The following is a 26698-nucleotide window of genomic DNA, read 5'->3' as shown; positions in this document are numbered from 1 at the left end:
CGACGAGTGGTCGTTTTGGGGCTGTGCGTCCTGTCGGGGCAGCCCGGGCCGCTGCCGCGTGCCGCCGTGGCTCGCGCCGAAAGTTCCGTCGCAGCCGCGTCGTCGCGGTCGTGGCTAGCGCCGCTCCTACAGCCGCTCCGGCCATCGCGCGATCTACCTGTAGGAGCGGCGCGAGCCGCGACCGCGGGGCTGCCCGTTCGCGTCGGAAGCAACGCCATAGCCGCGCTGTCGCGGGCGCGACTTGCACCTCGCCAGCAAAGGAAACGCGATCGGACTCGATCGTCGCGTTGGCGAAACGCCGCTTGCGAAACGAAACGAATCGGCCCGCCACCGCGGCCGTTCAATCGGCCGCGTCGAGCACCGACTGCGGATGACGCTCGCGCCACTGCGCCAGCGTGTCGGCGCAATGCGAGGGAATCACCCAGGCGCCGTGGTGGGTGTCGCGGAATCGCGCCAACCGGCGCAGGGTGTCGAGGTAGGCGCCGGCGTCGTCCATCGCCAGTAGCTGAGTCAGCCACGGCAGGGCCTGCGGCCGGTCGAGTTGTTCGCGCCGCCAGAACGCATCGGCGGCGAGCACCACGCGTTCGCCGTCGCGGGTGCGCAAGGCCAGGCCGATCTGGCCGCGGGCGTGGCCCGGCAGCGACAGCGCGTGCAGGCTGCCGTCGCCGAACAGGTCCCAGCCTTCGCCGAGGCCGGCCAGGTCGGCCGCGAGCGGGCGCCGGCCGTCCTCGTCGAGCAATTGCAGACGCTCGGCGAAATCGGCCGGCAGCAATTCCTTCCAGATCTGCGCGTGCAGCAGCTCCAGCCAGCCGGCCTGCCCGATCCGGCGCCAGCCCTGGGCGTGGGCGACGAAACGCGCGTTGCGGAATTCGCCGAGGCCGCCGATGTGGTCGGGGTGGAAATGGCTGATCACCAGCAGGCGCACGTCGTCGGCATCGAGCCCGCGCTGGCGCAGCAGGTGCGCGGCGTCGGCGTGCGGCGGGCAGCAGGCGTGGATGGCGCGGCGGTAGACCCAGCGCAGCCCCGCGCGCATCGCCTCGCGCGCGTCCGGGCCGTAGCCGCAATCGAAGAGAATAGCGCCCTGCACCGGATGCTCGATCAGCGCCCAGCCCGCGGGAAAGCGCATGCGCGCGCCGGCGGCGAGACCGAGATGGCGCGGATCGGCGCAGCTGTGGCCGGACGCGGCCAGGGTCAGCGCCACCTCGCCGCTCATGTCCGCCGCTCCGCGCGCGCCAGTTCGCGCAAGGTCTTGTCCAGCGCTTCGTCCATGTTCACCCGCGGACGATACCCCAGTTCCTCGCGCGCGCGGGCGATGTCGAGGGTCATGTCGACGCTGAGCAGTTCGACGCCGTAACGCAGCAGCGGCGGCTCGGCGTCGGGCCGGAAGCGGCGATGGAACGCTTCCACCGCGCTCGCCAGCGCCAGCGCCAGCGGCTTGGGCACGCGCTTGCGCGGGCGCGGCAGCGACAGCGCATCGGCGAGGCGGTCGATCACGTTCCAGATCGCCACCGGCTCGCCGTTGCTGATGTTGTAGACGCGGCCGCCCAGCCGCCACGAGGCGTCCATCGCCAGCACGGTGGCGTCGACCACGTTGTCGATGTAGCTCAGGTCGACCATGCAGGCTTCATCGCCGATGCGGCGCAGCCGGCCGGCGCGCAGCGCCTGCGCCAGACGCGGCAGGATCGCGCTGTCGCCGGGGCCGAAGATCGCGCGCGGTCGCAGCGCCAGCGCCGATACGCCGCCGGCGGCGCAACGTTCGAACACCAGGCGCTCGGCGACGAGTTTGGTCGCGGCATAGTCGTTGACCGGCTTGGCCGGCAGGCGATGGTCTTCGCGGATGCCCAGATGCGGCGCGCCGTCGTGATAGATGCCCGGCGTGGAGATGTGCACCAGCCGCCGCACCTGACGCGCGATGCAGGCGGCGACGACGTGTTCGGTGGCGGTGATGTTGGCGGCGACGAAAGCCTCGCGCCGGCCCCAGGGGCTGGACAGCGCGGCGCAGTGGACGACGGTGTCGGCGCCGCGCAGGACCCGGTGCACGGCGGCTTCGTCGGTCAGGTCGAGCGCGTGGAATTCCACCCCTTGCGCCTGCAGCGCGCGGCCGCGGCCGGCGTCGCGCCCCAGTCCGACCACTTGCTGCCACGGCCGCGTCGCCGCGAGATGGCGCGCGAGCGCGCCGCCGAGGAAACCGGTGGCGCCGGTGACGACGATGCGGCGTTCGGCGGTCATGGATGGCGGCCTGTGCGCGGAGCGTTGCGATGAAGGAAGCGGGCAGTATCCGTGGATGAGGTTGCGGCGCGGGGACGGTTCGCGTCGTTCGCGGCGAGTGGATCGAACAGCGTCGGGCCTGAAGGCCCTCCCACAAAAGCGCTCGCGACTCGGGCAGCTGTTGTGGGAGGGGCTTCAGCCCTGACGCCTCTCGATCTGGTCACCGCGAACTGAGCACAAAGCATCGGGCCCGAAGGCCCTCCCACCAAAGCGCTCGCGACTCGGGCCGCCCTTGTGGGAGAGGCTTCAGCCCCGACGCCTTTCGATCCGCTCGCCGCGAACTGAGCGCGAAGCATCGGGCCTGAAGGCCCTACCACAAGCATCGGAACCTTCGCGATGTCCAGCGCGGTCCGCATCCTCGTCCGGGTCAGTAGGTCAGGGTCAGGCCGACGCCGGACAAACCCGCGCCGGTGCCGAGCAGGATGCCGGTGTCGCCGCGGCGGATCTGGCCTTCGCGCACGCCCTGCTCCAACGCCAGCGGAATCGAGGCGGCGATGCAGTTGCCGGTGTGTTCCAGGGTGCGCACCATCGCCGCGCCGGCGAAGCCGATCTGTTCGATCACGTCGAGCGCGGCGCGGCTGGCCTGGTGCGGCGCCACCCAGCGCAATGCGGCGCGCGCGGCCATGTCGTCCAGGCCGAGCCTGCGCATCACGTGCGGCACCAGGCGGATGCCGCTGCGCAGCGCGGCCTGGCCCTGCATCGAGAACAACGCATCGGCCGGCACCGTGTTCGGTCCCAGCGGCGGGCGCCAGCTGCCGCCGCCGCGCAATGTGGTGATCTCCACGCCCTCGCCCATCGTGCGCCAGGCGATGCGGTGGATGCGGCTGGGACTGTCCTGGGCCGCGCGCTCGAGCACCGCCGCGGCGGCGCCGTCGCCGAACAGGGTGCAGACCTCGGGATTGGCGAAATCCAGGCCGACCGAGGCGATCTCGCTGCTGACCACCAGCGCGCGCTCGATCCGTCCGTGATGGATGCGTTCGGCCGCCAGCTCCAGCGCGGCGACGAAGCTCAGGCAGGTGGCGTGCACCGACAGCGATGCGATGCCGGAGCGGCCCAGGCCGAGTTCGCGCTGCAGCAGCGGGCCGCCATCGGGAATGGCGCGTTCGGCCGAGCCGGACGCGTTGACGATCAGATCGACCGAGCCCGGCTCGATACCGGCGCGTTCGCAGGCCTGCAACGCGGCTTGCGCGCCCATCCAGCTGGCGCGCTCGGTTTCCGGTTCGGCCCAATGGCGGAACGCGACGCCGCTGTTCTCCAGCGCCCAGCCGCGCGGCAAGCCGACCCGATCCTCGATCTGCGCGCTGTCGACGCGCCGCCGCGGCAGATAACGGCCGAGTCCGGCGATGCGCACGCGCCAGTCGAGGTCGGCGGTGGCGCCGTGGCCGCGGCGTGCGCCGGCGGTGTCCGCCGCCGATCCGGACGGCGGGCTGTGCTGCGTCGTTCTGATGTCCATGTGCGGGCGCAGTATGCGTCAGCGCGGCGGGTTTGCCGATAGCGGGACAGGCCGCGCCGTCGTTGGGAAGGGACTGCGGTCCGGAGGCTTGCCGATCGTTTCGCTGCCACCTGAATGAAAAGCGTCGGGGCTGAAGTCCCTCCCACTGCATCTCCGCTTATAGCCGACCTGCGCGAAACGCCTTGTCCGCGCCCCGGCTCAACCGCAATACCGCGCATGCCGTCGCGCTGCCGCGACCCGCGCTACCACCGCGACGATCCGCCCCTTGCCCGCGTCCCGCCGGCCCGCGATCCTGTCCGCACGCCGGAGCCGCGCCCTGCCGCCGGCCGAAGGAGCCTGCCATGCCGCCCTCGCCCGCCCCTGCCCCGCCGCCCAAGTCCGGCCTGCTGCGGCGCGAGGCGCTGGGTTTCTGGTTCTTGGGCCTGGGCGCGCTGGGCTTGGTGCGCGCGTGGATGCGCGCGACCCGCCACGGCGGGTTCGAGACCGACACCGTATCGCTGCTGTGGTTGATCGGCTCCGCTGTGCTGGTGGTGATCGGCGCGGCGCGGATCTGGCGGGCGCTGCGCAGCGCGCGCCGCTGAGTTTCGCCGACCCGCTGCGACGACCCGCCAGGCACGACACCGCCGCGATCGCGTAGCCCCGCGCCGACGCGCCGCCCCGCCCGCGATCCGCCGCGCCCGGCGGTCGCGGCTTTGCGAAAAACCGCCGACAGGCGCAAGCTGTGACACCCCGGCACGCATCGCGTGCACGATCCGCCTACGCTTCCGCCATGCCCGTACGCACCGCCTCCGAATTCACCCTGGACCCCGCCGACAGCGAGCGCCTGGCCAACCTCAGCGGCCCGTTCGACGGCCACCTGCGCATGATCGAACTGCGCCTGGGCGTGGAAATCGCCAATCGCGGCAACATCTTCCGCATCGACGGTCCCGACGGCGCGGTCGGCCGCGCCGAGAAGCTGCTGCGCCGACTGTGGAAGGACGCGGCCGAGGAAACCCTCGACGACAGCGCGATCCATCTCGCGCTGACCGAAAGCGGCGCCGAACTGGCCGTGCAGCAGGAATTCGAGCCGCAGGAAGTCGCGATCCGGGTCAAACGCGGCACCATCCGCGGCCGCGGCGCCAACCAGGCCAAGTACCTGCACGCGATCGCCACCCACGACATCAATTTCGGCATCGGCCCGGCCGGCACCGGCAAGACCTTCCTGGCCGTCGCCAGCGCGGTCGAGGCGCTGAACGAATCGCGCGTGCAGCGGCTGATCCTGGTGCGCCCGGCGGTCGAGGCCGGCGAGAAGCTCGGCTTCCTGCCCGGCGACCTGACCCAGAAGGTCGATCCCTACCTGCGCCCGCTGTACGACGCGCTGTACGAGATGTTCGGCGTCGAGAAAGTGGTCAAGCTGCTGGAAAAGAACGTCATCGAGATCGCGCCGCTGGCGTACATGCGCGGACGCACCCTCAACGACGCCTACGTGATCCTGGACGAAGCGCAGAACACCACCATCGAACAGATGAAGATGTTCCTGACCCGCATCGGCTACGGCAGCACCGCGGTGGTGACCGGCGACCTGACCCAGGTCGACCTGCCCAAGCACGTCAAGTCGGGCCTCAAGGACGCGCTGGACGTGCTGCGCAACGTCGACGGCATCAGCTTCACCTTCTTCGAGGCCAAGGACGTGGTCCGCCACCCCATGGTCGCGCGCATCGTCAGCGCCTACGACGCGCGCGACGCCAAGGACGCGCAGACCGGCCCGGCCGCCTGAGGCGACGGTCCGGACGCCCGCGCGTCGCCGGTTCCGCGACGGCGCGGGCCCCGGCGCGATCGCGGCCGCGTCCGCCGCACCAACCCCGCCGGCCCGCGGCTGCAGCCGCGACGCCGCCACCGCAGCACCCGAACCTTCGCATTGCCAGTGAGCGCCACGATGACCAAAGGTCCCGTCCGACTCGATGTCGCCATCAACTACGCCTTGCCGCGCAAGGGCCTGCCGGCCGCGGCGAGCTTCCGCAAGTGGGTCGCCGCCGCGCTCGAGGGCCGCATCCGCGAGGCCGACCTGGCGATCCGCCTGGTCGACAGCAAGGAAGGCCGTTCGCTCAACCGCCACTACCGCGGCCGCGACTACGCCACCAACGTGCTGAGCTTCCCGGCCGACATGCCCGAGGGCCTGCCCGAAGGGGTCAAGCTGCCCTTGCTCGGCGACCTGGTCATCTGCGCGCCGGTGGTCGCGCGCGAGGCGCGCGAGCAGAAGAAGGCGCTCAATCACCATTACGCGCACCTGACCGTCCACGGCGTGCTGCATCTGCTCGGCTGGGATCACGAGGACGAGCGGGAAGCCGAGTGCATGGAGCAGTTGGAGCGGGAGATTTTGGCGACGCTGGGCGTGGCCGATCCCTATCTGGAAGATTGAAGCCCGGAGACCGATGGCGCGAGGCGCAGACGCCGCGCGCCATCCCGGCCGCTGCGCCTGCCGCGGCTCACAGACAGTCGATCAGCCCGTCGTAGATGGATTTGGTCGTGCCCGGCAAGGGCGCGTACAGCGGGCGCTCGCCCGCCAACGCTCCCAGCAAGGCCTGCGCGGTGGTCTTTCGCGCCAGGGGCGCGCGGCACCGCCAGACCTTGGGAGCGACCGCGACGCGTCCGGTCGCCGCATCGACTTCTTCGTGGCTGGCCGCGAAAGTCCACACGCACTGCCCGAGCACGCCGCTGCCGGTTTCGACCGAGCAGACGAAACGCAGCGCCTGGATGTTGCTGTAATCGCCCTCGCAGAACGTGTCGCCGCAGATCTCGTCGAAGTTCTCGCGCAGGCGATACAGCAGTTCGTACCAGGCGTTTGTCTCCGCATCGCTGTGCAGATAACCGCCGAGCTCGGTATAGCTCGCCGTATCCGCTTGCGGCTTGGATTGAGCCGCCAGAGCCTGATTCGACTGCCCGAACACACCGAGCAGCAACAACACGGCCCACCACTGATTGCCAATGCGCATTGCATTCCTCCTTGAAAAGTGAATCGTCCCTGGATTCGTCGGTACGGCGGGCCCGCCGTACCGACGAAGCGATCCTCCCTCATCCCTCGCCCTATGTCCGGCAGGCTTCGCCGCTGACCGGTGTAGGAATCTTCCGCGGCTCAATGCCGTCGCACGAAACGCAGTCCGTTCGTCACCAACAACGCGCCGGCTCCATCGAGCCGGAGATGGAACGAACGCCCGCCTGATTGATGCTCAACGTCCCGCATCCGGAATCGGCGACCTGCGCTCCGGTTGGCGTCGCGGACAAGGTGAACGCATTGGCATCGGTATCGCCCGACGAGCGCTCGAGCAGGTAAAAGGCGTTCCCGGTTCGCGGCGAGCGTTTGTCGCCCGACGGCACGCTGCCCCAAAAACCCGCGTAGGTATTGTTCAGCGTGTAAAAGCGCTCCGCGCGCTGCGCCAGTTCCACCAAGTCCGCCTTGGCCTGCGCGCGACGCCCCTTGCGCACGCTGTCGTCGTACGCCGGATAGGCGATCGCCGCCAAGATACCGACGATCGCGACCGCGATCATCAACTCGATCAAAGTGAAGCCCGCCTGCCGCCGCGCGCGGCCGTGACCATGAAGTTCCGCAAAACCTTGAACGGACATACCGAAGCTCTCCACCTTGGTCGACGGAACCATCAGCGCACCTGACGCCACGACTGCCGTCCGCACGGACGCGGCAGATACAGCGGGCCCGAGCCGTTGCTGCGCAGGACCATCGAGCACTGCTTCGTAGCCAGTTGCTCGCGCAACGCGGCTTCGTTGGAGCAGCTCGGATCGGTACCGCAACCGACGATCTGCGAGCCGGGCGGCGGCGGCAGCAATACATCGGTGTGCTTGGCCGGCGCGCTGACCTTGTTGTCCAGCGATACGCTGCCGCAATCGCCGCTGCAGACGCTGCTGCCGCCCGGCGAGGTGCTGACGCCGGCCATCGAACCGCCGCCGGAACGCATGTCCACGCCGAACAGCCAGTTGCGTCCGCCCGCTTCGCAGTTGTCGCCCAGCGGCTCGAAGGTGGTGAAGAACACCTTGCCGTTCTGCAGCCGCGGCCGGCCGATGAAGCGCTCGCCTGTCGCAGTACCGACCTTGAGGTCGATGAACCAACCCGACTCCTTCGGCTCGTTGCGGCTCACGTTGCGAACGCGATAGCCGGCGTTGTTCGTCCCCACGCTCAGTATCTGCTCGCCCAGCACCGCAGTGCGGTCGCCGCGGATCGGCGTGGCGCAGGCGGGGCTCGAACAGCGGTCGAAGATGCCGTACAGGCTCTGCACCTGCGGATTGCTGACGATGTTGTCGCCGACCGCGAAGTAGCGGCCGGTACCGAAGTACACGGTGGCTCCGCCGCCGGGCCCGCGCGAGACTTCCAGGCCGCCGGTGATGGGTTGCGCGGCGCCGGCCGCATCCTTCGCGGTGAACAACGGCGTCGCGCCGAACGCGACCGACCAGCTGCTCGCCGCTCCTCCGGACAGATCGAACTTCCACACGTTTCCCTGCAGGTCGCCGCCGTAGACCGCGTCGACCAGGCCGTCGTTGTTGTACAGCGCCACCGGCGCGACGTTCATCAGGCCGTTCTTGACCGAATACTCCGACTGGGTCGGCTTCAACCGCGCCAACACCGCGCCGGTGTTCACGTCCACCACGAACAGGACCGGCGCGCCGGTGCTCGAATTGACACCGTTGCCGAACAATGCCACCCAGCGCGGCGGACTGGTCGCGCTGGCGCCGACGATCGGCACGATCGCCGGCCGCCCCAGCACATGCCCGAGGTCGTCGGTGGCGGCACCGCTGCCGTTGCCGTTGGTTCCGCGCAACTCCCACAGCACCGACGCATTGCCGAATCCGTCCGGATCGGTGACGTCGAGCGCGGACAGCGAGCGTCCGCCCGCCCCGGCGCTGGCGAGCAACACGGTACGCCAGTCGCCGCTCGCCGATGTCGGCACATCGCCCGACACCACGTCGCCGTCCATGGTGTATCGGTGGTCGTACAAGGGATTGGCGAGGTCGCCCATGCGCGACAGCACCGCCGACGGGATATAGGCGAAGCGCTCCCGGCCGCCGCTGGCGGTCGCGTCGAAGGCGTGCAGCATGCCGTCGTTCGCGCCGACATACGCCGTGTTGCGCGTCGGGTTCTTGTTCTTGACGAATTCCTTGTAGCTGCCGCCGAGCTGGCCCTTCCAGCCCGGAGACGCTTGCAGCGCCCAATCGCCCCAACCGAAATCGTCCTTGGACGAAACGATCTCCAAGGTCGAGTTGACGATGTCGCCCAATACTTCGCTGCGCCTGCGGAACGGCGCGCCGTTGGTCGCGCCCTTGAGATACGCGACCACGTCGGCCGCGGTCTTGCCGGCCATCCAGCTTTCCGTACCGGTCAGGCCCAGGCGCTGCAATGGGCCGATCAAGGGATTCGACGCCAGCTCGCCCGCGGTGAAATCGCGCACCGCGGCGGCGGCCTGAACCGCGCCGTTCGCGCCGACCTTGGTCGGCTCCAGCACCACGCGGATCTTGCGTGCGCCGCCGGCGGCCTGCGAGGTCAGCATCCTGGCCGCGCTCCAGCGTTCGCTGCCGAGGGTGCCGTCCTGGTTGAGATTATAGGCGGAGAGATTGCCGACCCAGTCGTTGGTCGCTTTCGTCACCTCCATCTTGAACGAGGCGTCGATGGCGAACGAAGCGTCCGGCGTCAAGCGCGCGCCCGAAGCTCCGCCCCCGCTGACCGAAGGCGGCGCCGCGGCATCCTCGATCAGGGTTCGCAGTTGCTGCTTCAACTTGGCCGGGTCGCGCGCGAGCAAGTAGTTGTCGGGCTCGCCGTCGCCGTCGTTGTCCCAATCCGGGTTGGCATCGTTGTCGGCGCTATCGCTGATCTGCGTACCGTACTTGGCTGCCAACCACAGCGGGGATTCGAGCGAGCTGGAAGCCTGGTTCGCCGCGGCGAACTTGACCACGACCGGCCGTCGCCATTGGCGATTGAAGGCATTGTTCATCGGCCAACGCACCTGGTCCGGAGATTCGCCGGTGAGCAGGTTGAAGGTCGCGCTGGCCGAGCACACCGCGCCATTGGGACGACGGCAATTGCTTCCGTTTCCGGGAGGATCGTAACGGTAGACGCCCGGATACGCCTGATTTCCGGAGACCGCGCCGGTGATACCGAACCCCATGTAGAAATGTCCGCCCGACGAGGAACCAATGCCCTCCACTCGAACTAGCACCTCGTCTTCGGCCACCAACGGCCGCTGGTTGGCATCTCTGCAAACCGGCGCCGACTGCACATTGGTGTCGGCGTCGATGCCGGTGCCCCAACACACGTCGTAGCCGGCGAACCCAGTCGTCGTCTCGACATTGCAGGCCGAGCCGACGCAATAGCTGATCATGAAGGTGACGTCGCGATCGTTGGATTCGCCGGCCGCGGCGCCGTCCCAGGTATACATCAGGCTACCGGCCCGGCCGTCGGTACGAAAATGCCGGCCGTAAACGCGCCCGCCCGCACCGGCTTGCTGACCGGCCTGGGTATCGATCAGCTGGCAGCTTCGGCCGCTGGAGAAATCGCCCGCCTTGCATATCGGCGACAGGGTGATGACGCGAGCCGCCGCGCCGGTTCCTCCCATATCGATTTCGATCTTGGGAAGGGTATCGGCCAAAGCGACGGCATAGGTGACGACATTGTTGATCCGCCCGACCGGACGTCCCTTGGCGCTCAGATCCGAACGCAGGTCTTTCTCATAGGCGGTCTTGGCCAGCCCGGCAACCAGATAGCTTCCTTCGCGCTGGGGAGCGTCGTCGCAGATACCGCGCACCCAGGCCAGATTGGAGATCGTCGTGGCCGTACAGACGAATGTGGCCGACGACTGATACAGGTTCGCCTGCGGCGCCGTCGCCCCGGAACCGACGAAGTACTTGCTTCCGTTGATGCCCTCGGCCTGGCCCAGTGCGGCGGTGGCGGCGGCCGCGGAGTCCAGTCCGGAAGGCGAGCCGGGAATGTTGTTTCCATCGTAGGTATTGGTGCCGCTGGACAGGATCATGATGCGGCAGTTGGCGCAGTAGTTGTTGCCGCCGCCGTAGGCCTTGGCCGGCCCGTAGGGGTCGACCCAGGCCGGACGAGGCGCCCCGGTTGCATCGCCGACTGTGGAGATCGCCCCGAAGGTGCCGGTCGGCGAGCTGCCGGCCAGATAGCGCAACGCTTCGGCGTACATCTCGCTGATGGGATTTCCCCAAGCCGTGCATGCGGCCCCGGACCCCGGACCTGGATCGGCGATCGACGCATTCGAATGCATGTAAGGGCAATCGTTTCCCCAGCCGTAATTGAAATCCCAGCTGCCGCCGCTGTTCCTGGAATTCCAGCCGACTTCCCTCCCGTCCCAGTTCACTAGCCGGAAACGGTCGAGTGTATTGACGATGCCCTCGCTGCCGTTGCCTTGGTTGCAGAACGTACCGTTCGACAGGTCGACCTCGTCGCCCGTCGCGCAACCGCCGGCGGCGGCGTTGCCGGCGAACAGGCCGACGTTCTTGCGCAGCACCCCGCCGTCGCGCGGCCGGCTGTAGGTCCCTGAAATCATGCCGAAGCGAAGCCTGCCGGTTTCACCGTACTCCTGCAGCAGGCCGGCCGGCTTCCAGGAGCTACCGTACGGACGGCAAAAGCTCTCGCGGGCGTCTTCGCCAACCGTGGGGTCGCACACTTCGACCCGCATAACCTTGTTGGTGATGGCCGCCCGCGCCGGTCGGTCGCCGTCGCCGTCGGGCGCGCCGCCGTCGACGCCGAGCGGCCCCAACTTGGCCAGGCACTGGGCGTACTCGGTCACGCCCCAACTCGGATAGGCCCCGGATGCGTACCTCAGCAACGGCGCCCCTCTACCCGTCCTGTCGTACTCGATACCATCCTCCAGACTGACGTTGCAGAACGTCATCGGCGCGCTCCCCCCGGGAACGTAACTGGCGATGTCGCTGCCACGATAAACCTTCGACCAGGCGTGGCTGTCGTTGGGCAAATGAGCGCGTTCTATGATCGTCTGGCTGGCCGAGTCGGCGGAACGCTTTCCGCCGTAAAGCACGTAGCGCAGCAGGTCGAGCCGGCTCATCGAGACCCAATTGGCGAAATTGCCGCTCCACTGGCCGTTGCATTTGTGGTCTTTTTTTCGCCCGGCCACCGCCTTGAACACCTTCCTCGCCTCGTCGTACGAGTAGCAAAGTTCGGGATCGAAATAGCCCTCGTAGGTAAGCGAGTTGTCGTAGGTCGGATCGAGCAGGCCGTCGCCGTCGATATCGGTCAGATTCGAGTAATCGCTGTAGGCTTTCTCGAACAACTGCTCGTCCCGCGAAGCGACCAGCATCATCAGCGGCGGCACGGAGTTGGCCGTGTACAGCGGCTTTTCGGCGATCGCGTAATCGTTACTCGAAGCGACGCTCTCGCCGGAATTGCTGAGCCACAGCCAGCCGACGACAGCCGACGCGGCGGCGACGGCACACAGGGCGCTGCGCAGTTGGGTCTTGGGATTCATGTCGTAACCCGCCGAATCAAGGAATGAAGATCGTGTCGACCGCGGCGCTGGCGCCGGCGTTCGCGTCCAGGTCGCCGCGCAGGGCGCTGACCTGGTAGATGTTTCCGGTGTCTTCGTTCTTCTTTCCGCCCACGACCAGGCTCGATGCCGGAACGCATTTGTCGATGCGGCGGATATGGGTGGCGCTATCGGAGGCGGCGGCGTTGGCCCAGGTCGACGGGTCGTACGTCGTCGAACACAGCTCCTCGTCGGCCTGGAACGTGCCGCCGCCTGCGTAAAGCGCCGTGCGGATCGCGGTTTCCCGCTGCCGGGCCAGCGCTTCCGCGTTCTGGAACGCCGTACTGACGCGGCCGTAGTTGGCCGACATCCGCTCCTGCATGCCGGTCACTTGCATGCCCACCAGGCCGAGCAAGGCCAGCAGGATCAGCATGATCAGGGCGACGTAGAGCGCCGCGCCGCGTTGGCGCCGCGGCGGCGCCCGGTATAGGCGGATGGAGGGCATGGGCGTGCTCCGGTCAGTTTCCGAACAGTCGGTTGCGCAAGGCGATGGTGGATTCGTAGACGGTGCGGTAGCGGCCGTCGTCGGGCGGAGCGGTCTGCACGCCCAGCAATCTCGGCTTCTCCGCGATCAGACTCGCGGGCGCGCCGGCGCCGTCGGCGCTGCGCAAGAGGAACGCGACCTGCACCAATCCGACGCGGCGCCATGGCAGCCGATCTGCGCCGGGCTGCACCGCATCGGCCACGGCTTGGCGCGAAACGAAGCCGGTCGGCTGGCGCGTCTGATCGGTCTGGCTGTCCAGGCCATAGATCAACTGCATGTTCTCGATCCCTTCGACCAGCGGCTCGGGCGCGCCGCCCACCAGGGTCGCCGTCGCGGCGCCGGGCTCAGCGGTGAAACGCGCCCGGTACAGCGTGGGCTCGTTACCGGCCTCGGGGTTTGGCGCGACGTAGTACACCATCGTCTCGGCGCGATACAGGGTGGCCTGGCCCGGCGAAAAAGGCCCTTCGCCCAAGCCGGACCGATTGAGCCCGGACACCGCCACGCCGATGACGGTATCGGCCCCGCTCTGGTCGATCGAGGTGGCCTCGAAGCTGATCGCGCTCTGGCAATCCGCGACCGCCAGCAACCCGGGACGAACGTAGCCGTTGGCGGCGATGACCTGGTTCCAGCGCGCGCTGTCGACGGTCACGCTCGATGCGGAGAACGCCTTGACCGGGACGCCTTCGGGCGAGAAGAAGCGCACCGCGACCACATCGCTGCCCGCCATCGGCGCCGGCGTCAGCGCGGCGACATGGCCGGGCAGACTGGGCGAGCCGGCCCACGCGCCGTTGGCCGGAAGCCCGACGCTGCCGCCGGGAGCGGTGCCGCGGGCTTCGAACCCCTGGATCATGTGGTTGAAACGCAGCGCATCGGGCGCGGCATCGAGCTGCGCTTCGCTGGGCCGCTGTTGCGCCACGAACGCCGAGCGGAAACCCGCCGGGTTCGACAAGAACCGGGTCTGGTCGTTGAGGCAGCCCATGTGCCCGGCCATGCGCAGATCGCGCTGCAGGTAGTCCATGGCGAAACGGCCGTTTTCCTGCACCCGCGCCAAGCCTTCGGAGAGCTTGTAGCTGGCGCGCGATGCGTCGAAGATCTTGAGCAGGCCCAGGACCAGCAACGCCCCCAGGACCAGGGCGACCATCAATTCGATCAAGCTGAAACCGGAGGCGCGGTAGAGGCGGGTCATAGGTCGGAGCTCACCGTGATTCGTCCGTTGGCGTTGTTGCCGACCGCGCCGACCGCGGCGCGCGCGTCCGACCAACTGATCGTGACGGTGGTGCGCGCGCCGTCCTGCGTCACCTGCGCGAACGCGCCCGCGCCGAGCGTGGAGCGCACCTGGCATTTCCACCGTGTCGCGCTCTCGGCCGGGCCGACGAAGCCGCTGGTCGCGCGCGAGCAGTTCTTGCCGGTCACCCCGCTGAAGCTGCCCTCGTCGATCTTGGTGAACTGCGCGGACAGGGCGCGGTTCGCGCGGATCTGGTCGAACAGGTCGTAGGCCAGGTTGAAGGCCTGGGTGCGATAGTTGGCGCTCTGCGAATAGCGCACACTCAGGGTCTGCATCATCGCCAGTCCGAGCAGGCCGAAGCCGATCACCAGCATCGCGATCAACACTTCGATCAGGCTGAAGCCGCGCTGGCGCGAACGCGCGCCAGGCAGCGAACGGCGCGGCGCCGCCCGCGCGGAAATGCGGTTGACGATTAGGGACATGTCTTTCGCTCCATGCGCACCTGCCCGGTGACGCCCAGGCTGATCTCCCGCAACAGATTGGCGCCGGAAGCGCAGTCCGCCGGCTTGAGGCTGAAGCGGCGCGGGAACCCGTCCTTCAACCGTCCGCGCAAGTCGAAGGCGAGCCGGGTGGCATCGCCTCCGGTCGCCGCTGCGCCGATCTCGAGCTGCGCGGTGGGCTTGAAATAGCGCAACACTTCGTCGGGCTGGGGCACATCGTTGTTGTTGCGGTCGGTCCAGACCATCCAGCCGTCGCTCCAGCTTCCGCCGCACCCCAGCCCGTCGCGCGAAGCGCAGACGTGGCCGCCGCGCGGCGTGCGCATCGCTTCGCTGCGCGCCAAGGTCATGGCGGCCTGCATTTCGTTCGTCGACACGGCGACCCGGTTCGAGCGGATGGCTTGCTGGAAGCTGGGCAAGCCCAGTCCGAGCAGGATCGCCACCAGCGAAATCGTCACGAGCAGTTCGATCAAAGTGAAACCGCGTACGTTGCGTGCGCGCACGATCGTTTCCCCAAGACTGCGACCGGGGCGAATCGTCGATCGCCCGATGTCGGCTGGGAACACCGCGACCGATCGGCGGTCGGCGAGCGAAGACGGACGGAAGAGTTTCAGTAGAAAAAGTGCGCGTTTCTCACAAGGATTCCGTCCAGATTTCTTTGCGATGCGCGAAGAGCGGAATCGAAAAGGCGACTGCTTTCGCAGTTATCGCGGCAATGTGGCGCTCGAAGAGCATCGCGCGCGATCCATCGCCTCTTATTACAGGTATCGGCCGATCGGTGCGGTTGAAGCGCCACGCCCCCAGCGGACACCGCGGCCGATTCCGAACCGCGCAGCGGAGTTTTCCTATTCGCCTCGATCCGGGCAGCGGCCACACTGACGCCTCGCACAGCACGCCAAGGAAGGCGCATGAAACGAATGCAGGGAATCTCCGTCATCGAGGTCGCACTGGCGCTGGCGGTCGTCGCCGTACTCACGGGCGTCGCTGCGCCGGCCGCGCTTTCGGCTTTGCTCGCGGTCCGGTACGCGAGCGTTCGCGCGGCGCTGGGCGAGAGCGTGCTCATGTCCAATCGGGTGTCCGTCGCCAGCGGAGGGGTCGCCGTCGTATGCCCCAGCGATCCGGGCGGGCGGTGCCGCGACGACGCGGACTGGAGTTCGGGATGGCTGGTCTACGCCGACATCGACGAGGACCGCAGGTTCGGCGCCGGGGACGTCCTGCTGCGACGCCAGCCGCCGCTGCCCGACGGCCTGCGCTTGGTGACCACCGACGGCCGCCGGCGGATCGTCTTCCATCCCGATGGCAGCAATTCGGGCAGCAACGTGACTTTTAGTCTGTGCAGCCGTTCCGGCGACCGCGTGGAATCGCTGGTGCTGTCGAACGCGGGGCGACTGCGCATCGCCGCCGGGTCCGACGAACAGCGCAGCGCCTGCCGCGGACGCTGACGGCCGCCAGCGCCGTACAAGCCCGCGTTTGCATCCTTCCCCGGGCGCGCGCCGGTGCCGCGCGAGGATGCCGAAACGGCGTATTCAGTATCGCCCGGCCGGCGCCCGCGCCCGACTCGCTCCGCCCCGACCCGACTTCCGGGTTAGACTTGGAGAATCGGCCCCTCCCCCAGGGGGCGCAACCGAAAACCGAATGTCCGAGGACGACAGTAGTACCCACTCGCCGGAACCCCACGAGAAACGGCGCTCCTGGCTCGACCGCATCAGCTCCGCGCTGTCCGGCGAACCCAGCTCCCGCGAAGACCTGGTCGAATTGCTGCGCGATGCGCAATCCGACGGCCTGATCGCCGCCGACACCCTGCACATGATGGAAGGCGCGATCGCGGTCTCCGACCTCACCGTCGGCGACGTGATGATTCCGCGCTCGCAGATGGTCGCGCTGCCGGCCGACGCCAAGTTCCTCGACCTGATGAAGCTGGTGGTCGAATCCGGCCATTCGCGCTTCCCGGTCCACGGCGAAGACAAGGACGAGATCCTCGGCATCCTGCTGGCCAAGGACCTGCTGCGCGGCGTGGTCGCCGACAACGGGCCGGGCACGATCCACGAACTGCTGCGCCCGGCGGTGCTGATCCCCGAATCCAAGCGCCTGGACGTGCTGCTGCGCGAGTTCCGCCAGTCCCGCAACCACATGGCCATCGTCATCGACGAGCACGGCGGCGTCGCCGGGCTGCTGACCATCGAGGACGTGCTGGAGCAGATCGTCGGCGACATCGACGACGAGCACGACGAGGCCGAGAACACCGATGCGCTGATCGCCGCGCAAGCCGACGGCCAGTACGTGGTCGATGCGCTGACCCCGATCGACGATTTCAACGAGCGCTTTGGCGCCGACTTCGACGACGACGAGTACGACACCATCGGCGGACTGGTGACCGCGGCGATCGGGCACCTGCCCGAGGCCGGCGAGGAGCTGACCCTGGGCCGGTTCGTGTTCCGCGTCGCCAGCGCCGATGCGCGGCGGGTGCATGCTTTCCATGTCGGCGTGCTCGGCGCCGATTGAGCGGCACCGATTGAGCAGCACCGATTGGATCGCGGCGCGCGGTTTCGTCCGTAGACCGGAAACCGGCCCCTGTGGGCCGGTTTTTTGTTTGCGCCCGGCCTGGTTTGCGGCGGCTTCTTTCCGATCGCCATGGGTCGGTGCATCGGGATCGGAGAGGAAAGCGCCGGGCCTGAAGGCCCTCCCACAGGAAACGCCCTGCAGCGGGTTATCGACTCGTCGGCCGTTCCGCTCGGATTCGCAAACCTCGCGCGGCCGCTTCGTGGGAGGGACTTCAGTTCCGATGCTCTCGGCTCGGATCGCCGCGCCGCGCCGCGCCGCGCCGCGCCGCGCCGGATCGGATCGGATCGGATCGGATCGGATCGGATCGGGACGGGACGGGACGAAAAGCATCGGACCTGAAGGCCCTCCCACAAAGCATCGGGCCTGAAGGTCCTCTCATGACGCACTGTCAGAGGGCTTCAGCCCCACTGTGAGAGAGACACCCTGAGAGAGGCCTAGCCCCACTGCGGGAGGGGCTTCAGCCCCGACGCTCTTCGCTCAACGCGCAGCCGGCGCAACGGCGCGCCGCCGGCCCACCCGATGCCCGACCCGGGCGGCCACAGGCCGACCAGCGCCTCTGTTTACAATGACCGCCACCCGCCCCGCCGGATCAGGCCGCCCGTGACCGCTTTCCCCCGCTTCGTCCGGCTCTACGCCCTGCTCGCCTTGTTGACGCTCCTGCCGTTGGCCCAAGCGGCCCCGCCGCCGCTTGCGGCGAGCGCTGCCGAAGCCGCCAGCGCTTCCGCCCGCGCCGGCAGCACCGACGCCGGCAGCGCCAACGCAGACACCGCCGGCATGCCGGGCATTCCCGCCGCGACGCCACCGGCCACGCCCCCGCCCTCCGCGCGGGACGCCACCGACTCAACGGTCCCGCGCATCGGCGTGGTCACCATGCAGCCGGGCCAGGAATTCTGGTCGCGCTTCGGCCACGACGCCCTGGTCGTCTACGACCGCGCCAGCGAAAAGGCGATCTCGTACAACTTCGGCTACTTCGACCCCAGCGACCCGGACTTCGTCCAGCGCTTCGTCCGCAACGACATGCGCTATCGGCTGGTGGCGCTGCCGTTCGACCAGGACATGGCCCAGTACCGCTACGAAGGCCGCAAGGTCGAGCTGCAGTGGCTGGACTTGAACGATGCGCAGGCGCGCGCGCTGGCCGAGTCGCTGCGGGTCAATGCGCTGCCGGAAAACGCGTTCTACCGCTACCAGTATTTCGACGACAACTGCTCGATCCGGGTGCGCGACGCGCTCGACCGCGCGCTGGGCGGCAACCTGCGCCGGCAGATCGAGGGCCGTTCGCACGGCAACACCCTGCGCAGCGAAGCGCTGCGCCTGTCCAAGCCCGAGCCGTGGATGTGGTTCGTGCTCGACGTGCTGATGGGCCCGGAAACCGACAAGCCGGTGCCGGTGTGGGCCGAGTCCTACGTGCCCGGACGCCTCGCCGCGGCCCTGCGCGAGGTCAAGAACGACGAAGGCCGGCCGCTGGTGGAATCCGAGCGGACGCTGCTGCTCTCGCACATTCCGGCCGAGCCGGAGGCCACGCCGCTGCCGTGGTGGCCGTGGGCGCTGGCCGGGATCGGCCTGGGCGTCGCGCTGGCCTGGATCGGACGGCGCAGCCCGCGCGTGCTCGCCGTCGCCGCGCTGCCGCTGTGGGCGGCGCTCGGCGTCGTCGGCGCCTTGCTGGTCTACGCCTGGCTCGGCACCGGCCACACCTACATCCACGCCAACCGCAACCTGCTGCTGTTCGACCCGCTGTGCCTGTTGCTGCTGTTCGGCGGCCTGCGCGCGCTGCGCGGGCGCGATCCCGGACCGGTGTTCGGCTGGTTGAGCCTGGCGGTGGCGCTGGCCGCGGTCGCCTCGCTGTTCGTGTACTGGCTGCCGGTGTATCCGCAGCGCAATGCGCATTGGGTCGCGCTGTGGCTGCCGGTCCACCTGGGCCTGTGGTTCGGTTTCCGCCGGGCGACCGGGCTCGCGCGCCGCTGAGCGGCCGCCGCGGTGAGCGGACCTTGCGTGCGCGTGGCTCGCGCTGCGCGGCCTGCCGCAAGCATCGGCGCGCGGGCGCTTGCTCCCGCCCGGCCCCGGGGGCAGGATGCGCGCATGAGCGATCCTTCCCTGCCCCAATGCGTCATCAACTGCGCCGCCTACGACCGCAACGGCGGCCGCCGCGACATCACCCTGGACCAGATCAGCGACGCGCTTGCCGTCGACGACGGCAGCTTCGTCTGGGTCGGCCTGTACGAGCCGGACGAGAACATCCTCGACAAGCTGCAGGAAGAATTCTGCCTGCACGATCTGGCCGTTGAGGACGCGCACAACGCGCACCAACGGCCGAAGATCGAGGCTTACGGCAACTCGCTGTTCATCGCCATCCATACCGCGCAGAAGATCGACAACCGCATCCGCTTCGGCGAAACCCATCTGTTCGTCGGGCCGCGCTATCTGGTGACGGTGCGCCACGGCGCCTCGATCAGCTACAAGAACGCGCGCATGCGCATGGAGCGCGAGCCCGACCTGCTCGAACACGGCCCCGGCGCGGCGCTGTATGCGGTGCTCGACAGCGTGGTCGACAACTTCATGCCGATCGTCGAGGGCTTCACCCAGGAGCTCAACGAGCTGGAGAAGGACATCTTCGCCGAGGATTTCCGCAACGAGACCGTGCGCGAGCTGTACGACCTCAAGCGCGAACTGACCCGGCTGCGCATGGCGGTGTCGCCGCTGCAGGACATCCTCGGCCAGCTGGCGCGCTCGCGCGGCGGGCTGATCGACGAGGAGATCCAGCTGTATTTCCGCGACGTGCTCGACCATGCCGTGCGCATCAACGAAACCACCGACACCCTGCGCGAGATGCTGACCGCGGCGGTCAGCGTGAACCTGTCGCTGGTGACCGTGCGCCAGGGCGAGATCGTCAAGCGCCTGGGCGCCTGGGCCGCGCTGCTGGCGGCGCCGACCCTGATCGCGAGTTGGTACGGGATGAACTTCACCCACATGCCGGAGCTGGCGGGGCAGTTCAGTTACGGCATCCTGATCAGCGTGGTGGTGGTGACCTGCCTGGTGTTGTACATCGGGTTCAAGCGGGCGAAGTGGTTGTAACGCGGTTGCGTCGGCTGCGTTGCAGCAGCCCGCTGTAGGAGCGACGCGAGTCGCGACCGCGACCTCGCAGCGACGCAAGCGCGGTGCCGCGGTCGCAGCTTGCGCAGCTCCTACAGTCGGAAGCCCACCGACGCGGCGATCCGGCCGCAGCCCCGCCGCGACGCCGCCAACCGCCCGACATCGCACCGCCAACGGCCCCGATCCGGCGCCTAAGACCAAAGTATCAGCCCCTTTTTCGCGCCTTTGCCGCGCTGCGCATTGACCCGCCCGGGCCCAGGCGCGACGCTTCCCGGGTCCTATCCGGGAGGGTCGTCATGAAAAATGGTCTGGGCAAGGTGGGCTGGGCGGCCCTCGCGGTACTCGGGGCGTTCTGCCTCGGCACGGTCGCGCTGCGGCGCGGCGAGCACATCAATGCGCTGTGGATCGTCACCGCCGCGGTCTCGATCTATCTGGTCGCCTATCGCTACTACTCGCTGTTCATCGCCGACAAGGTGATGCAGCTCGACCCGACCCGGGCCACGCCCGCGGTCATCAACAACGACGGCCTGGACTACGTGCCGACCAACAAGCACGTCTTGTTCGGCCATCACTTCGCCGCCATCGCCGGCGCCGGTCCGCTGGTCGGTCCGGTGCTCGCCGCGCAGATGGGCTACCTGCCCGGCCTGCTGTGGCTGATCGTCGGCGTGGTGGTGGCCGGCGCGGTGCAGGACTTCATGGTCCTGTTCGTGTCCAGCCGCCGCAACGGCCGTTCGCTCGGCGACCTGGTGCGCGAGGAGATGGGCCGCATCCCCGGCACCATCGCGTTGTTCGGCGCGTTCCTGATCATGATCATCATCCTCGCGGTGCTGGCGATGATCGTGGTCAAGGCGCTGGCGGAAAGCCCGTGGGGCATGTTCACGGTGATCGCGACCTTGCCGATCGCGGTGTTGATGGGCGTGTACATGCGCTACATCCGCCCGGGCAAGATCGGCGAGATCTCCATCGTCGGCCTGGTGTTGCTGTTGCTGGCGATCTGGTACGGCGGCAAGGTCGCCGCCGATCCGGTGCTGGGCCCGGCCTTCACCTTCACCGCGACCCAGATCACCTGGATGCTGATCGGCTACGGCTTCGTCGCCGCGGTGCTGCCGGTGTGGCTGGTGCTGGCGCCGCGCGATTACCTGTCGACCTTCCTCAAGATCGGCACTATCGTCGGCCTCGCCATCGGCATCCTGATCGTGATGCCGGACCTGCGCATGCCGGCGCTGACCCAGTTCACCGACGGCAACGGCCCGGTGTGGAAGGGCGGGCTGTTCCCGTTCCTGTTCATCACCATCGCCTGCGGCGCGGTGTCGGGCTTCCACGCGCTGATCTCCTCGGGCACCACGCCCAAGCTGCTGGCCAACGAATCGCACATGCGCTACATCGGCTACGGCGGCATGCTGATGGAATCGTTCGTCGCGATCATGGCGCTGGTCGCCGCCTCGGTGATCGATCCGGGCGTGTACTTCGCCATGAACAGCCCGGCCGCGCTGGTCGGCAGCGACGTGCACGCGGTCGCGCAGACCATCAGCGGCTGGGGCTTCGCGGTAACGCCCGAGGTGCTGGAGGCAACCGCCAAGGACATCGGCGAACACACCATCCTCGCCCGCGCTGGCGGCGCGCCGACGCTCGCGGTCGGCATCGCCCAGATCCTGCACAACGTGCTGCCGGGCGAGAACACGATGGCGTTCTGGTACCACTTCGCGATCCTGTTCGAAGCCTTGTTCATCCTGACCGCGGTCGACGCCGGCACCCGCGCCGGACGCTTCATGCTGCAGGACCTGCTCGGCAGCTTCGTGCCGGCGCTGCGCCGCACCGAGGCCTGGGGCCCGAACCTGATCGCCACCGGCGGCTGCGTGGCGCTGTGGGGCTACTTCCTCTACCAGGGCGTGGTCGATCCGCTCGGCGGCATCAACACGCTGTGGCCGCTGTTCGGTATCGCCAACCAGATGCTCGCCGGCATCGCGCTGATGCTGTGCACGGTGGCCTTGTTCAAGATGAAGCGCGACCGCTACGCCTGGGTCACCATCGTGCCGACCGTGTGGCTGCTGATCTGCACCACCGCCGCCGGCCTGATCAAGATCTTCGATTCCAACCCTGCGGTGGGCTTCCTCGCCCAGGCGCACAAGTACAGCGCCGCCATCGCCAAGGGCGAAGTGACCGCGCCGGCCAAGAGCCTGGAGCAGATGCACCAGATCATGGTCAACAGCTACGTCAACACCGGCCTCACCGCGCTGTTCCTGTTCGTGGTGTTCAGCGTGCTGGTGTATTCGCTGGGCGCGATCATGAAGGCGCGGGCCAACCCGCAGCGCAGCGACCGCGAGTCGCCGTACGTGGCGCTCAAGCCGCACGAAATGGGGAACCTGTGATGGGCACCGCGCTCGTTCCCGTCGGCCAGTACCAGTCGTTCAAGCGCGCCTGGCGGCGCATCGTGCAGACCGCGCGGCTGTGCTGCGGGGTGCCGGACTACGACAACTATGTCCGGCACCTGATGGAGAAGCATCCGGAGCGGCCGATCCCGGACTACGCGACGTTCTTCCGCGAGCGGCAGGAAGCGCGTTATGGCGGGGGGCGGTTCGGGTGTTGTTGAAGCGCTGAATGCGCAACAAAGGAAAAGGCCGCCCACGGGCGGCCTTTTTCATGTCCGGCTTCGCGTCGTTCTTGCCTGCCGTCATTCCCGCGAAGGCCGGCATCCAGAGACTTCAGAGCCATGCTTCGATCAAGCTCTGGATTCCCGCCTTCGCGGGAATGACGGTCGGTAGGTGCGCCAGCTCTGCAGAAACGACGCCGTCGCGCGATCTACCTGTAGGAGCGGCGCGAGCCGCGACCGCGACACCTCGCTTGCGTCGTATGCGAGGTGTCGCGGTCGCGGCTCGCGCCGCTCCTACAGGTCGGACTTCAAGCCGGCGTGTCGCCGGCGATGGAGCGCAGGGTGATGCCTACGAGATAGGCCAGCCCGGTCCCGGTCGCGTAACCGAGCGTGCCGAGCAAGGCGCCCACCGGCGCCAGCGAGGGATGGAACGCCGAGGCCACCACCGGCGCCGAGGCCGGGCCGCCGATGTTGCTCTGCGAGCCGATCGCGAAATAGAACAGCGGCACCTTCAGCAGCCGGCCGACGCCCCACAGGATCGCGATGTGCACCGCGATCCAGATGATCCCGAGCGCGAACAGCCACGGCTTGTCGAGCAGCGCCAGGATGTCCATCTGCAGGCCGATGCAGGCGATCAGGAAGTACAGCAGCAGGCTGCCGATCTTCGACGCGCCGGCGCCTTCGAGCTGGCGCGCGCGGGTGAAGCTCAGGCCCAGGCCGGCGAAGGTCGACACCGCCACCACCCAGAAGAACGGTTCGTGCAGGCTGACCGTGCGCGCCCACGACACGTTGGCGCCGAACCAGGCCGACAGCGGCCCGGCGATGGCATGGGCCAGGCCGACCACGCCGAAGGCGATGCCGACGATCATCGCCAGATCCGTCAGGCTGGCTACGCGCTCGTGCTGGGCGCGGAAATGCTCGATCCGCTGCTTGAGTTCCTCGATCCCGCTGACGTCGGCGCCGCTGCGCGCGTCGATGGCCTGGGCGCGGCTGGCCAGGAAGATCAGCGCCGCCATCCACACATAGCCCACGCCGACATCGACCACGGCGAACTGGCCGAAGGTGGTCGCGTCGACCTGGAAGATCTCCTTCATCGCCAGCATGTTGGCGCCGCCGCCGATCCAGCTGCCGGCGAGCGCGGCCATGCCGCCCCAGGTGTCGCCGGCCACGGTTTCCGGGTGCACCGCGCGCATCACCACGAAGGCGACGATGGCGCCGAAGGCGACGCTGAGCGACGACACCGCGTACATGATGAGTAGCTTGGGCCCGAGCTTGAGCACGCCCTTGAGGTCGATGGTCAGGGTCAGCAGCACCAGCGCCGCCGGCAGCAGCACGCGGCTGGCGACCGGGTTGTAGAGCTTGGTGTTGTTGCCGTCGACCAGGCCGACGGTGTTGTAGATGCCGGGAATGAAGTAGCACAGCAGCAGCGCCGGGACGAAGGTGTAGAACTTCTTCCAGAAGCCGGTCTGCCGCGCGGAGGTCCAGAACACCAGGCCGAGGGTGGCGGCGATCAGGCCGAGGACGACGATGTCGTTGCTGATGAGCGCCGTGCGGGCGGTGTCGGGCATGCGGGCTTCCCCTCGAAGGCGTCCACGCTTTTACTTCGGATCGGCCCGCACGGGCAAGGCCCGGCGGTGCCCGAACGCGAGTTCAGGTGGCGCGATGCGGCCGAAGCCCTGTAGGAGCGGCGCAAGCCGCGACCGCGAAACCGCATATACAACGCAAGCGAGGTATCGCGGTCGCGGCTCGCACCACTCCTACAGTCGGAGACGAACCGACGCGGCGACCGGATACAAACAAAAACAAGAAGGCCGCCCGAAGGCGGCCTTCCCGCATGCGCGCGGCGGCGTCGCTTACTGACCGATATGCTGCTTCAGCCAGCCGTTGACCGTGTCGTGCCACAGCACGCTGTTCTGCGGCTTGAGCACCCAGTGGTTCTCGTCCGGGAAGTACAGGAACTTGGACTCGATGCCCTGGCGCTGCAGCGCGGTGAACACGCCGATGCCCTGCTCGACCGGAATGCGGAAGTCCTGCTGGCCGTGGATGACCAGCATCGGCACCTTCCAGTCCTTGACGTGGTTGACCGGGTTGAACTTCTCGTACGCGGCCGGCTTCTCGTAAGGCGTGCCGCCCTGCTCCCACTCGGTGAACCACAGCTCTTCGGTGGCGTAGCCCATCATGCGCTGGTCGAACACGCCGTCGTGGCTGACCAGGCACTTCCACGGCTGCTGCCAGTTGCCGGCGATCCAGTTGACCATGAAGCCGCCGTACGACGCGCCGAGCGCGCAAGCCTTGTCGCCGTCGAGGAAGGAATACTTCTTCTGCGCCGCGGCCCAGCCTTTCTGCAGGTCTTCCAGCGGGCGGTCGCCCCAGTGCTGGCTGATCGCGTCGGTGAAGGCCTGGCCGTAGCCGGTGGAGCCGTGGAAGTCGATCATCACCACCGCATAGCCCTGCCCCGCATACGTCTGCGGGTTCCAGCGGTAGCTCCAGCCGTTGCCGAAGCTGCCCTGCGGGCCGCCGTGGATCAGGAACGCGACCGGATACTTCTTGCCTTCCTGGTAGTTCCACGGCTTGACCACATAGCCGTACACGCTGTCGCCGTTCCAGCCCTTGAACTCGAACTGTTCGAAGTCGCCGAACTGGGTATTGCCGAGGATCTGCGAGGCGCTCGGGGTGATCGCGCGCTCCGGCGCGCCGTCGAGGCCGCCGACGAAGATCTGGTCGCCGCTCTTGAGCGTGTTGCGGGTGAAGGCGAAGGTCTTGCCGGCCAGCGTCGGCGAATTGACCGTGCCGTCGGCGATCAGGCGGGTGGCCTTGCCGCTGGCGATGTCGACCCCGAACAGCGGCTGCTGGCCGAGGTCTTCGGTGGTGGTGTAGATTGTCTTGCCGTCGGCCGACAGCACGATGTTGGAGGCCGAACGGTCCCATTGCGGCGCGATCTCGCGCGACTTGCCGCTGGCCAGGTCGAGCGCCATCAGGCCGTAGCGGTCGGCCTCGAAGCCCGGGCGCTTCATCGCGCGGTAGTACAGGGTCTTGCCGTCGGCGCTGAAGGTCGCGCCGGTGTCCCAGGCGGGGTTCGACGCGGTCAGGTTCTTGGCCGCGCCGCCGTCGGCGCTCACCAGGTACAGGTCGAAGTTGGTCGACCACGGTTCCTTGGCGTCGGCCTTGCGCGCGCTGAACACCAGCGACTGGCTGTCGGGCGACCAGGTGTATTCGCTGCTGTCGCCGAACGGGCGCGAGGGCACGTCGCCGATGACTTCGCCGCTGATCAGCTTGGCGCTGGACGCGGTCTTGCCGGCCGCCGGCAAGTCGGTCACGAACAGGCGGTTCAAGCGACCGTCGTTCCACGCGTCCCAGTGGCGGATGAACATGCGGTCGAACACCTTGCCCGTGGCCTTGCTCTTCTCGGCCGCGTCGAGCTTCTTCTTGCTGCAGGCCAGGTCGGCCGCGCAATCGGGATAGGCCTCGGCGTTGAACGCGATGCGCTTGCCGTCGGGCGAGAGCTGGAAGCCGCCGACGTCGCCGTCGAACGCGGTCACCTGCTTCGGCGCACCGCCGCTCAGCGGCAGCGAGTACAGCTGCGAGCTGCCGCTCTTGCTGCTGAGGAAGTACACGGTCTTGCCGTCGGGCGAAAACGCCGGCGAATTGACGCTCCAGCCGTCCGGGGTCAGGCGCTTGGGCGGGGCCGAATCGCGCGCGAACAGGTCCTCGATCCACAGCGAGGTGGCGGACTTGTTGGCGGCGAAATCGACCGTGCGCTTGGCGAACACCAGCTGGCGGCCGTCCGGCGACAGGGTCGGCGAGGAATAGCGGTCCATGCTCGCCAGGTCGCGGATCTGCAGGCCCTGCGGCGCGGGCGGCGTGAGCGAGAAAGCCGGCGCGGATGCGCAGGCCAGCGACAGGGCCAGCGGCAGGAGGGCGTGGCGTGGCGTCATGGCGAACCTCTAACGGTGAACGGTGAGCGATGCGGGAAACGGCGGCGCGAGGCGCGG

23 protein-coding genes and 2 pseudogenes are annotated in these 26698 nt (G+C 68.3%); 11 read left to right on the top strand and 14 right to left on the bottom strand.

The features are described from left to right. Nucleotides 1-340: 340 nt before the first annotated feature. Entirely contained in the window at nucleotides 341-1213 is an 873-nt protein-coding gene (locus RDV84_RS14695) for an MBL fold metallo-hydrolase (RefSeq protein ID WP_057948416.1), read from the bottom strand. Then, nucleotides 1210-2229 carry an NAD-dependent epimerase/dehydratase family protein gene (locus RDV84_RS14690; protein ID WP_057948417.1) on the bottom strand — a complete coding sequence of 340 codons (1020 nt, stop codon included), beginning with the start codon at nucleotides 2227-2229 and terminating at the stop codon, nucleotides 1210-1212. Before RDV84_RS14690 ends, RDV84_RS14695 begins: the two co-directional genes overlap by 4 nt. A 51-nt stretch (nucleotides 2230-2280) precedes the next feature. On the opposite strand from RDV84_RS14690, the gene RDV84_RS26530 reads away from it, so the two are divergent. Beyond that, a complete protein-coding gene (locus tag RDV84_RS26530) occupies nucleotides 2281-2442 on the top strand; it encodes a DUF6053 domain-containing protein (RefSeq protein WP_425606259.1) in 162 nt (53 codons plus the stop codon). On the opposite strand, the pseudogene RDV84_RS26525 reads toward RDV84_RS26530, so the two are convergent. The 3 genes and pseudogenes from RDV84_RS26525 to RDV84_RS27365 all read right to left on the bottom strand — a co-directional run. After that, nucleotides 2391-2591, bottom strand: a pseudogene (locus RDV84_RS26525) (DUF6053 domain-containing protein); the annotation flags it as partial. The gene RDV84_RS26530 and the pseudogene RDV84_RS26525 overlap by 52 nt on opposite strands. Nucleotides 2592-2635: 44 nt before the next feature. After that, nucleotides 2636-3721, bottom strand: coding sequence for a 3-oxoacyl-[acyl-carrier-protein] synthase III C-terminal domain-containing protein (locus tag RDV84_RS14685; RefSeq protein ID WP_309150768.1), 1086 nt, complete (start codon nucleotides 3719-3721; stop codon nucleotides 2636-2638). A gap of 77 nt (nucleotides 3722-3798) precedes the next feature. Beyond that, nucleotides 3799-3939, bottom strand: a pseudogene (locus RDV84_RS27365) (DUF6053 domain-containing protein); the annotation flags it as partial. A gap of 123 nt (nucleotides 3940-4062) precedes the next feature. Between RDV84_RS27365 and RDV84_RS14680 the strand changes: the two are divergent. The 3 genes from RDV84_RS14680 (at nucleotide 4063) to ybeY (ending at nucleotide 6119) form a co-directional block, all read left to right on the top strand. Beyond that, nucleotides 4063-4302, top strand: coding sequence for a hypothetical protein (locus RDV84_RS14680; protein ID WP_078999822.1), 240 nt, complete (start codon nucleotides 4063-4065; stop codon nucleotides 4300-4302). Between the two features lie 188 nt (nucleotides 4303-4490). After that, on the top strand, nucleotides 4491-5477 hold the full coding sequence (locus RDV84_RS14675) for a PhoH family protein (RefSeq protein ID WP_309150767.1): 987 nt from the start codon (nucleotides 4491-4493) through the stop codon (nucleotides 5475-5477). 159 nt (nucleotides 5478-5636) lie between these two features. After that, nucleotides 5637-6119: an rRNA maturation RNase YbeY gene (gene ybeY, locus RDV84_RS14670; protein WP_057948421.1), complete on the top strand. Its 483-nt coding sequence runs from the start codon at nucleotides 5637-5639 to the stop codon at nucleotides 6117-6119. Nucleotides 6120-6186: 67 nt separating this feature from the next. On the opposite strand, the gene RDV84_RS14665 is transcribed toward ybeY, so the two are convergent. From RDV84_RS14665 to RDV84_RS14635, 7 genes are all read right to left on the bottom strand, one after another. Further along, on the bottom strand, nucleotides 6187-6693 hold the full coding sequence (locus tag RDV84_RS14665; protein ID WP_309150766.1) for a hypothetical protein: 507 nt from the start codon (nucleotides 6691-6693) through the stop codon (nucleotides 6187-6189). 172 nt (nucleotides 6694-6865) lie between these two features. Further along, nucleotides 6866-7324 carry a type IV pilin protein gene (locus RDV84_RS14660; RefSeq protein WP_078999824.1) on the bottom strand — a complete coding sequence of 153 codons (459 nt, stop codon included), beginning with the start codon at nucleotides 7322-7324 and terminating at the stop codon, nucleotides 6866-6868. A gap of 32 nt (nucleotides 7325-7356) precedes the next feature. After that, on the bottom strand, nucleotides 7357-12204 hold the full coding sequence (locus tag RDV84_RS14655; RefSeq protein WP_309150765.1) for a pilus assembly protein: 4848 nt from the start codon (nucleotides 12202-12204) through the stop codon (nucleotides 7357-7359). A gap of 16 nt (nucleotides 12205-12220) precedes the next feature. Further along, on the bottom strand, nucleotides 12221-12706 hold the full coding sequence (locus RDV84_RS14650; RefSeq protein WP_250449533.1) for a pilus assembly PilX family protein: 486 nt from the start codon (nucleotides 12704-12706) through the stop codon (nucleotides 12221-12223). A 13-nt stretch (nucleotides 12707-12719) separates the two neighbouring features. After that, nucleotides 12720-14006 (bottom strand): PilW family protein, encoded by a 1287-nt coding sequence (locus RDV84_RS14645; RefSeq protein ID WP_309150764.1) that lies wholly within the window; start codon nucleotides 14004-14006, stop codon nucleotides 12720-12722. Further along, entirely contained in the window at nucleotides 13928-14452 is a 525-nt protein-coding gene (gene pilV / locus RDV84_RS14640) for a type IV pilus modification protein PilV (RefSeq protein WP_082644574.1), read from the bottom strand. The genes RDV84_RS14645 and pilV overlap by 79 nt, the downstream gene beginning before the upstream one ends. After that, nucleotides 14443-14970, bottom strand: a complete 528-nt coding sequence (locus RDV84_RS14635; protein WP_157490411.1) for a GspH/FimT family pseudopilin — start codon at nucleotides 14968-14970, stop codon at nucleotides 14443-14445. Before RDV84_RS14635 ends, pilV begins: the two co-directional genes overlap by 10 nt. Nucleotides 14971-15375: 405 nt before the next feature. On the opposite strand from RDV84_RS14635, the gene RDV84_RS14630 reads away from it, so the two are divergent. The 7 genes from RDV84_RS14630 (at nucleotide 15376) to RDV84_RS14605 (ending at nucleotide 22706) form a co-directional block, all read left to right on the top strand. Then, nucleotides 15376-15909: a GspH/FimT family protein gene (locus RDV84_RS14630; RefSeq protein WP_250449531.1), complete on the top strand. Its 534-nt coding sequence runs from the start codon at nucleotides 15376-15378 to the stop codon at nucleotides 15907-15909. Between the two features lie 193 nt (nucleotides 15910-16102). Continuing rightward, nucleotides 16103-16969: a CorC family transporter gene (locus RDV84_RS14625; RefSeq protein WP_057948428.1), complete on the top strand. Its 867-nt coding sequence runs from the start codon at nucleotides 16103-16105 to the stop codon at nucleotides 16967-16969. Beyond that, the gene (locus RDV84_RS27360) at nucleotides 16920-17396 is read left to right on the top strand and encodes a DUF6053 domain-containing protein (RefSeq protein ID WP_486624538.1); all 477 of its coding nucleotides are present in this window, start codon (nucleotides 16920-16922) and stop codon (nucleotides 17394-17396) included. Before RDV84_RS14625 ends, RDV84_RS27360 begins: the two co-directional genes overlap by 50 nt. 233 nt (nucleotides 17397-17629) lie before the next feature. Continuing rightward, nucleotides 17630-18991 (top strand): lipoprotein N-acyltransferase Lnb domain-containing protein, encoded by a 1362-nt coding sequence (locus RDV84_RS14620; RefSeq protein WP_309150763.1) that lies wholly within the window; start codon nucleotides 17630-17632, stop codon nucleotides 18989-18991. 114 nt (nucleotides 18992-19105) lie between these two features. Further along, nucleotides 19106-20098, top strand: coding sequence for a magnesium/cobalt transporter CorA (corA, locus tag RDV84_RS14615; protein ID WP_309150762.1), 993 nt, complete (start codon nucleotides 19106-19108; stop codon nucleotides 20096-20098). 314 nt (nucleotides 20099-20412) lie between these two features. After that, nucleotides 20413-22485 carry a carbon starvation CstA family protein gene (locus tag RDV84_RS14610; protein ID WP_078999833.1) on the top strand — a complete coding sequence of 691 codons (2073 nt, stop codon included), beginning with the start codon at nucleotides 20413-20415 and terminating at the stop codon, nucleotides 22483-22485. Then, nucleotides 22485-22706 (top strand): YbdD/YjiX family protein, encoded by a 222-nt coding sequence (locus RDV84_RS14605; protein ID WP_057948431.1) that lies wholly within the window; start codon nucleotides 22485-22487, stop codon nucleotides 22704-22706. Before RDV84_RS14610 ends, RDV84_RS14605 begins: the two co-directional genes overlap by 1 nt. A gap of 308 nt (nucleotides 22707-23014) precedes the next feature. Here RDV84_RS14605 and RDV84_RS14600 read toward each other — a convergent pair whose 3' ends face one another. After that, nucleotides 23015-24274, bottom strand: a complete 1260-nt coding sequence (locus tag RDV84_RS14600; protein ID WP_078999899.1) for a DUF819 family protein — start codon at nucleotides 24272-24274, stop codon at nucleotides 23015-23017. A 285-nt stretch (nucleotides 24275-24559) separates the two neighbouring features. Then, nucleotides 24560-26641 carry a S9 family peptidase gene (locus RDV84_RS14595; protein ID WP_309150761.1) on the bottom strand — a complete coding sequence of 694 codons (2082 nt, stop codon included), beginning with the start codon at nucleotides 26639-26641 and terminating at the stop codon, nucleotides 24560-24562. Nucleotides 26642-26698 lie beyond the last annotated feature (57 nt).

Origin of the sequence: Lysobacter yananisis (genome assembly GCF_031199375.1) — a bacterium.
Classification (GTDB): domain Bacteria; phylum Pseudomonadota; class Gammaproteobacteria; order Xanthomonadales; family Xanthomonadaceae; genus Lysobacter; species Lysobacter yananisis.
The sequence above is the reverse complement of the archived record's forward strand: the minus strand, read 5'-3'. Positions and strand labels throughout refer to the sequence as shown.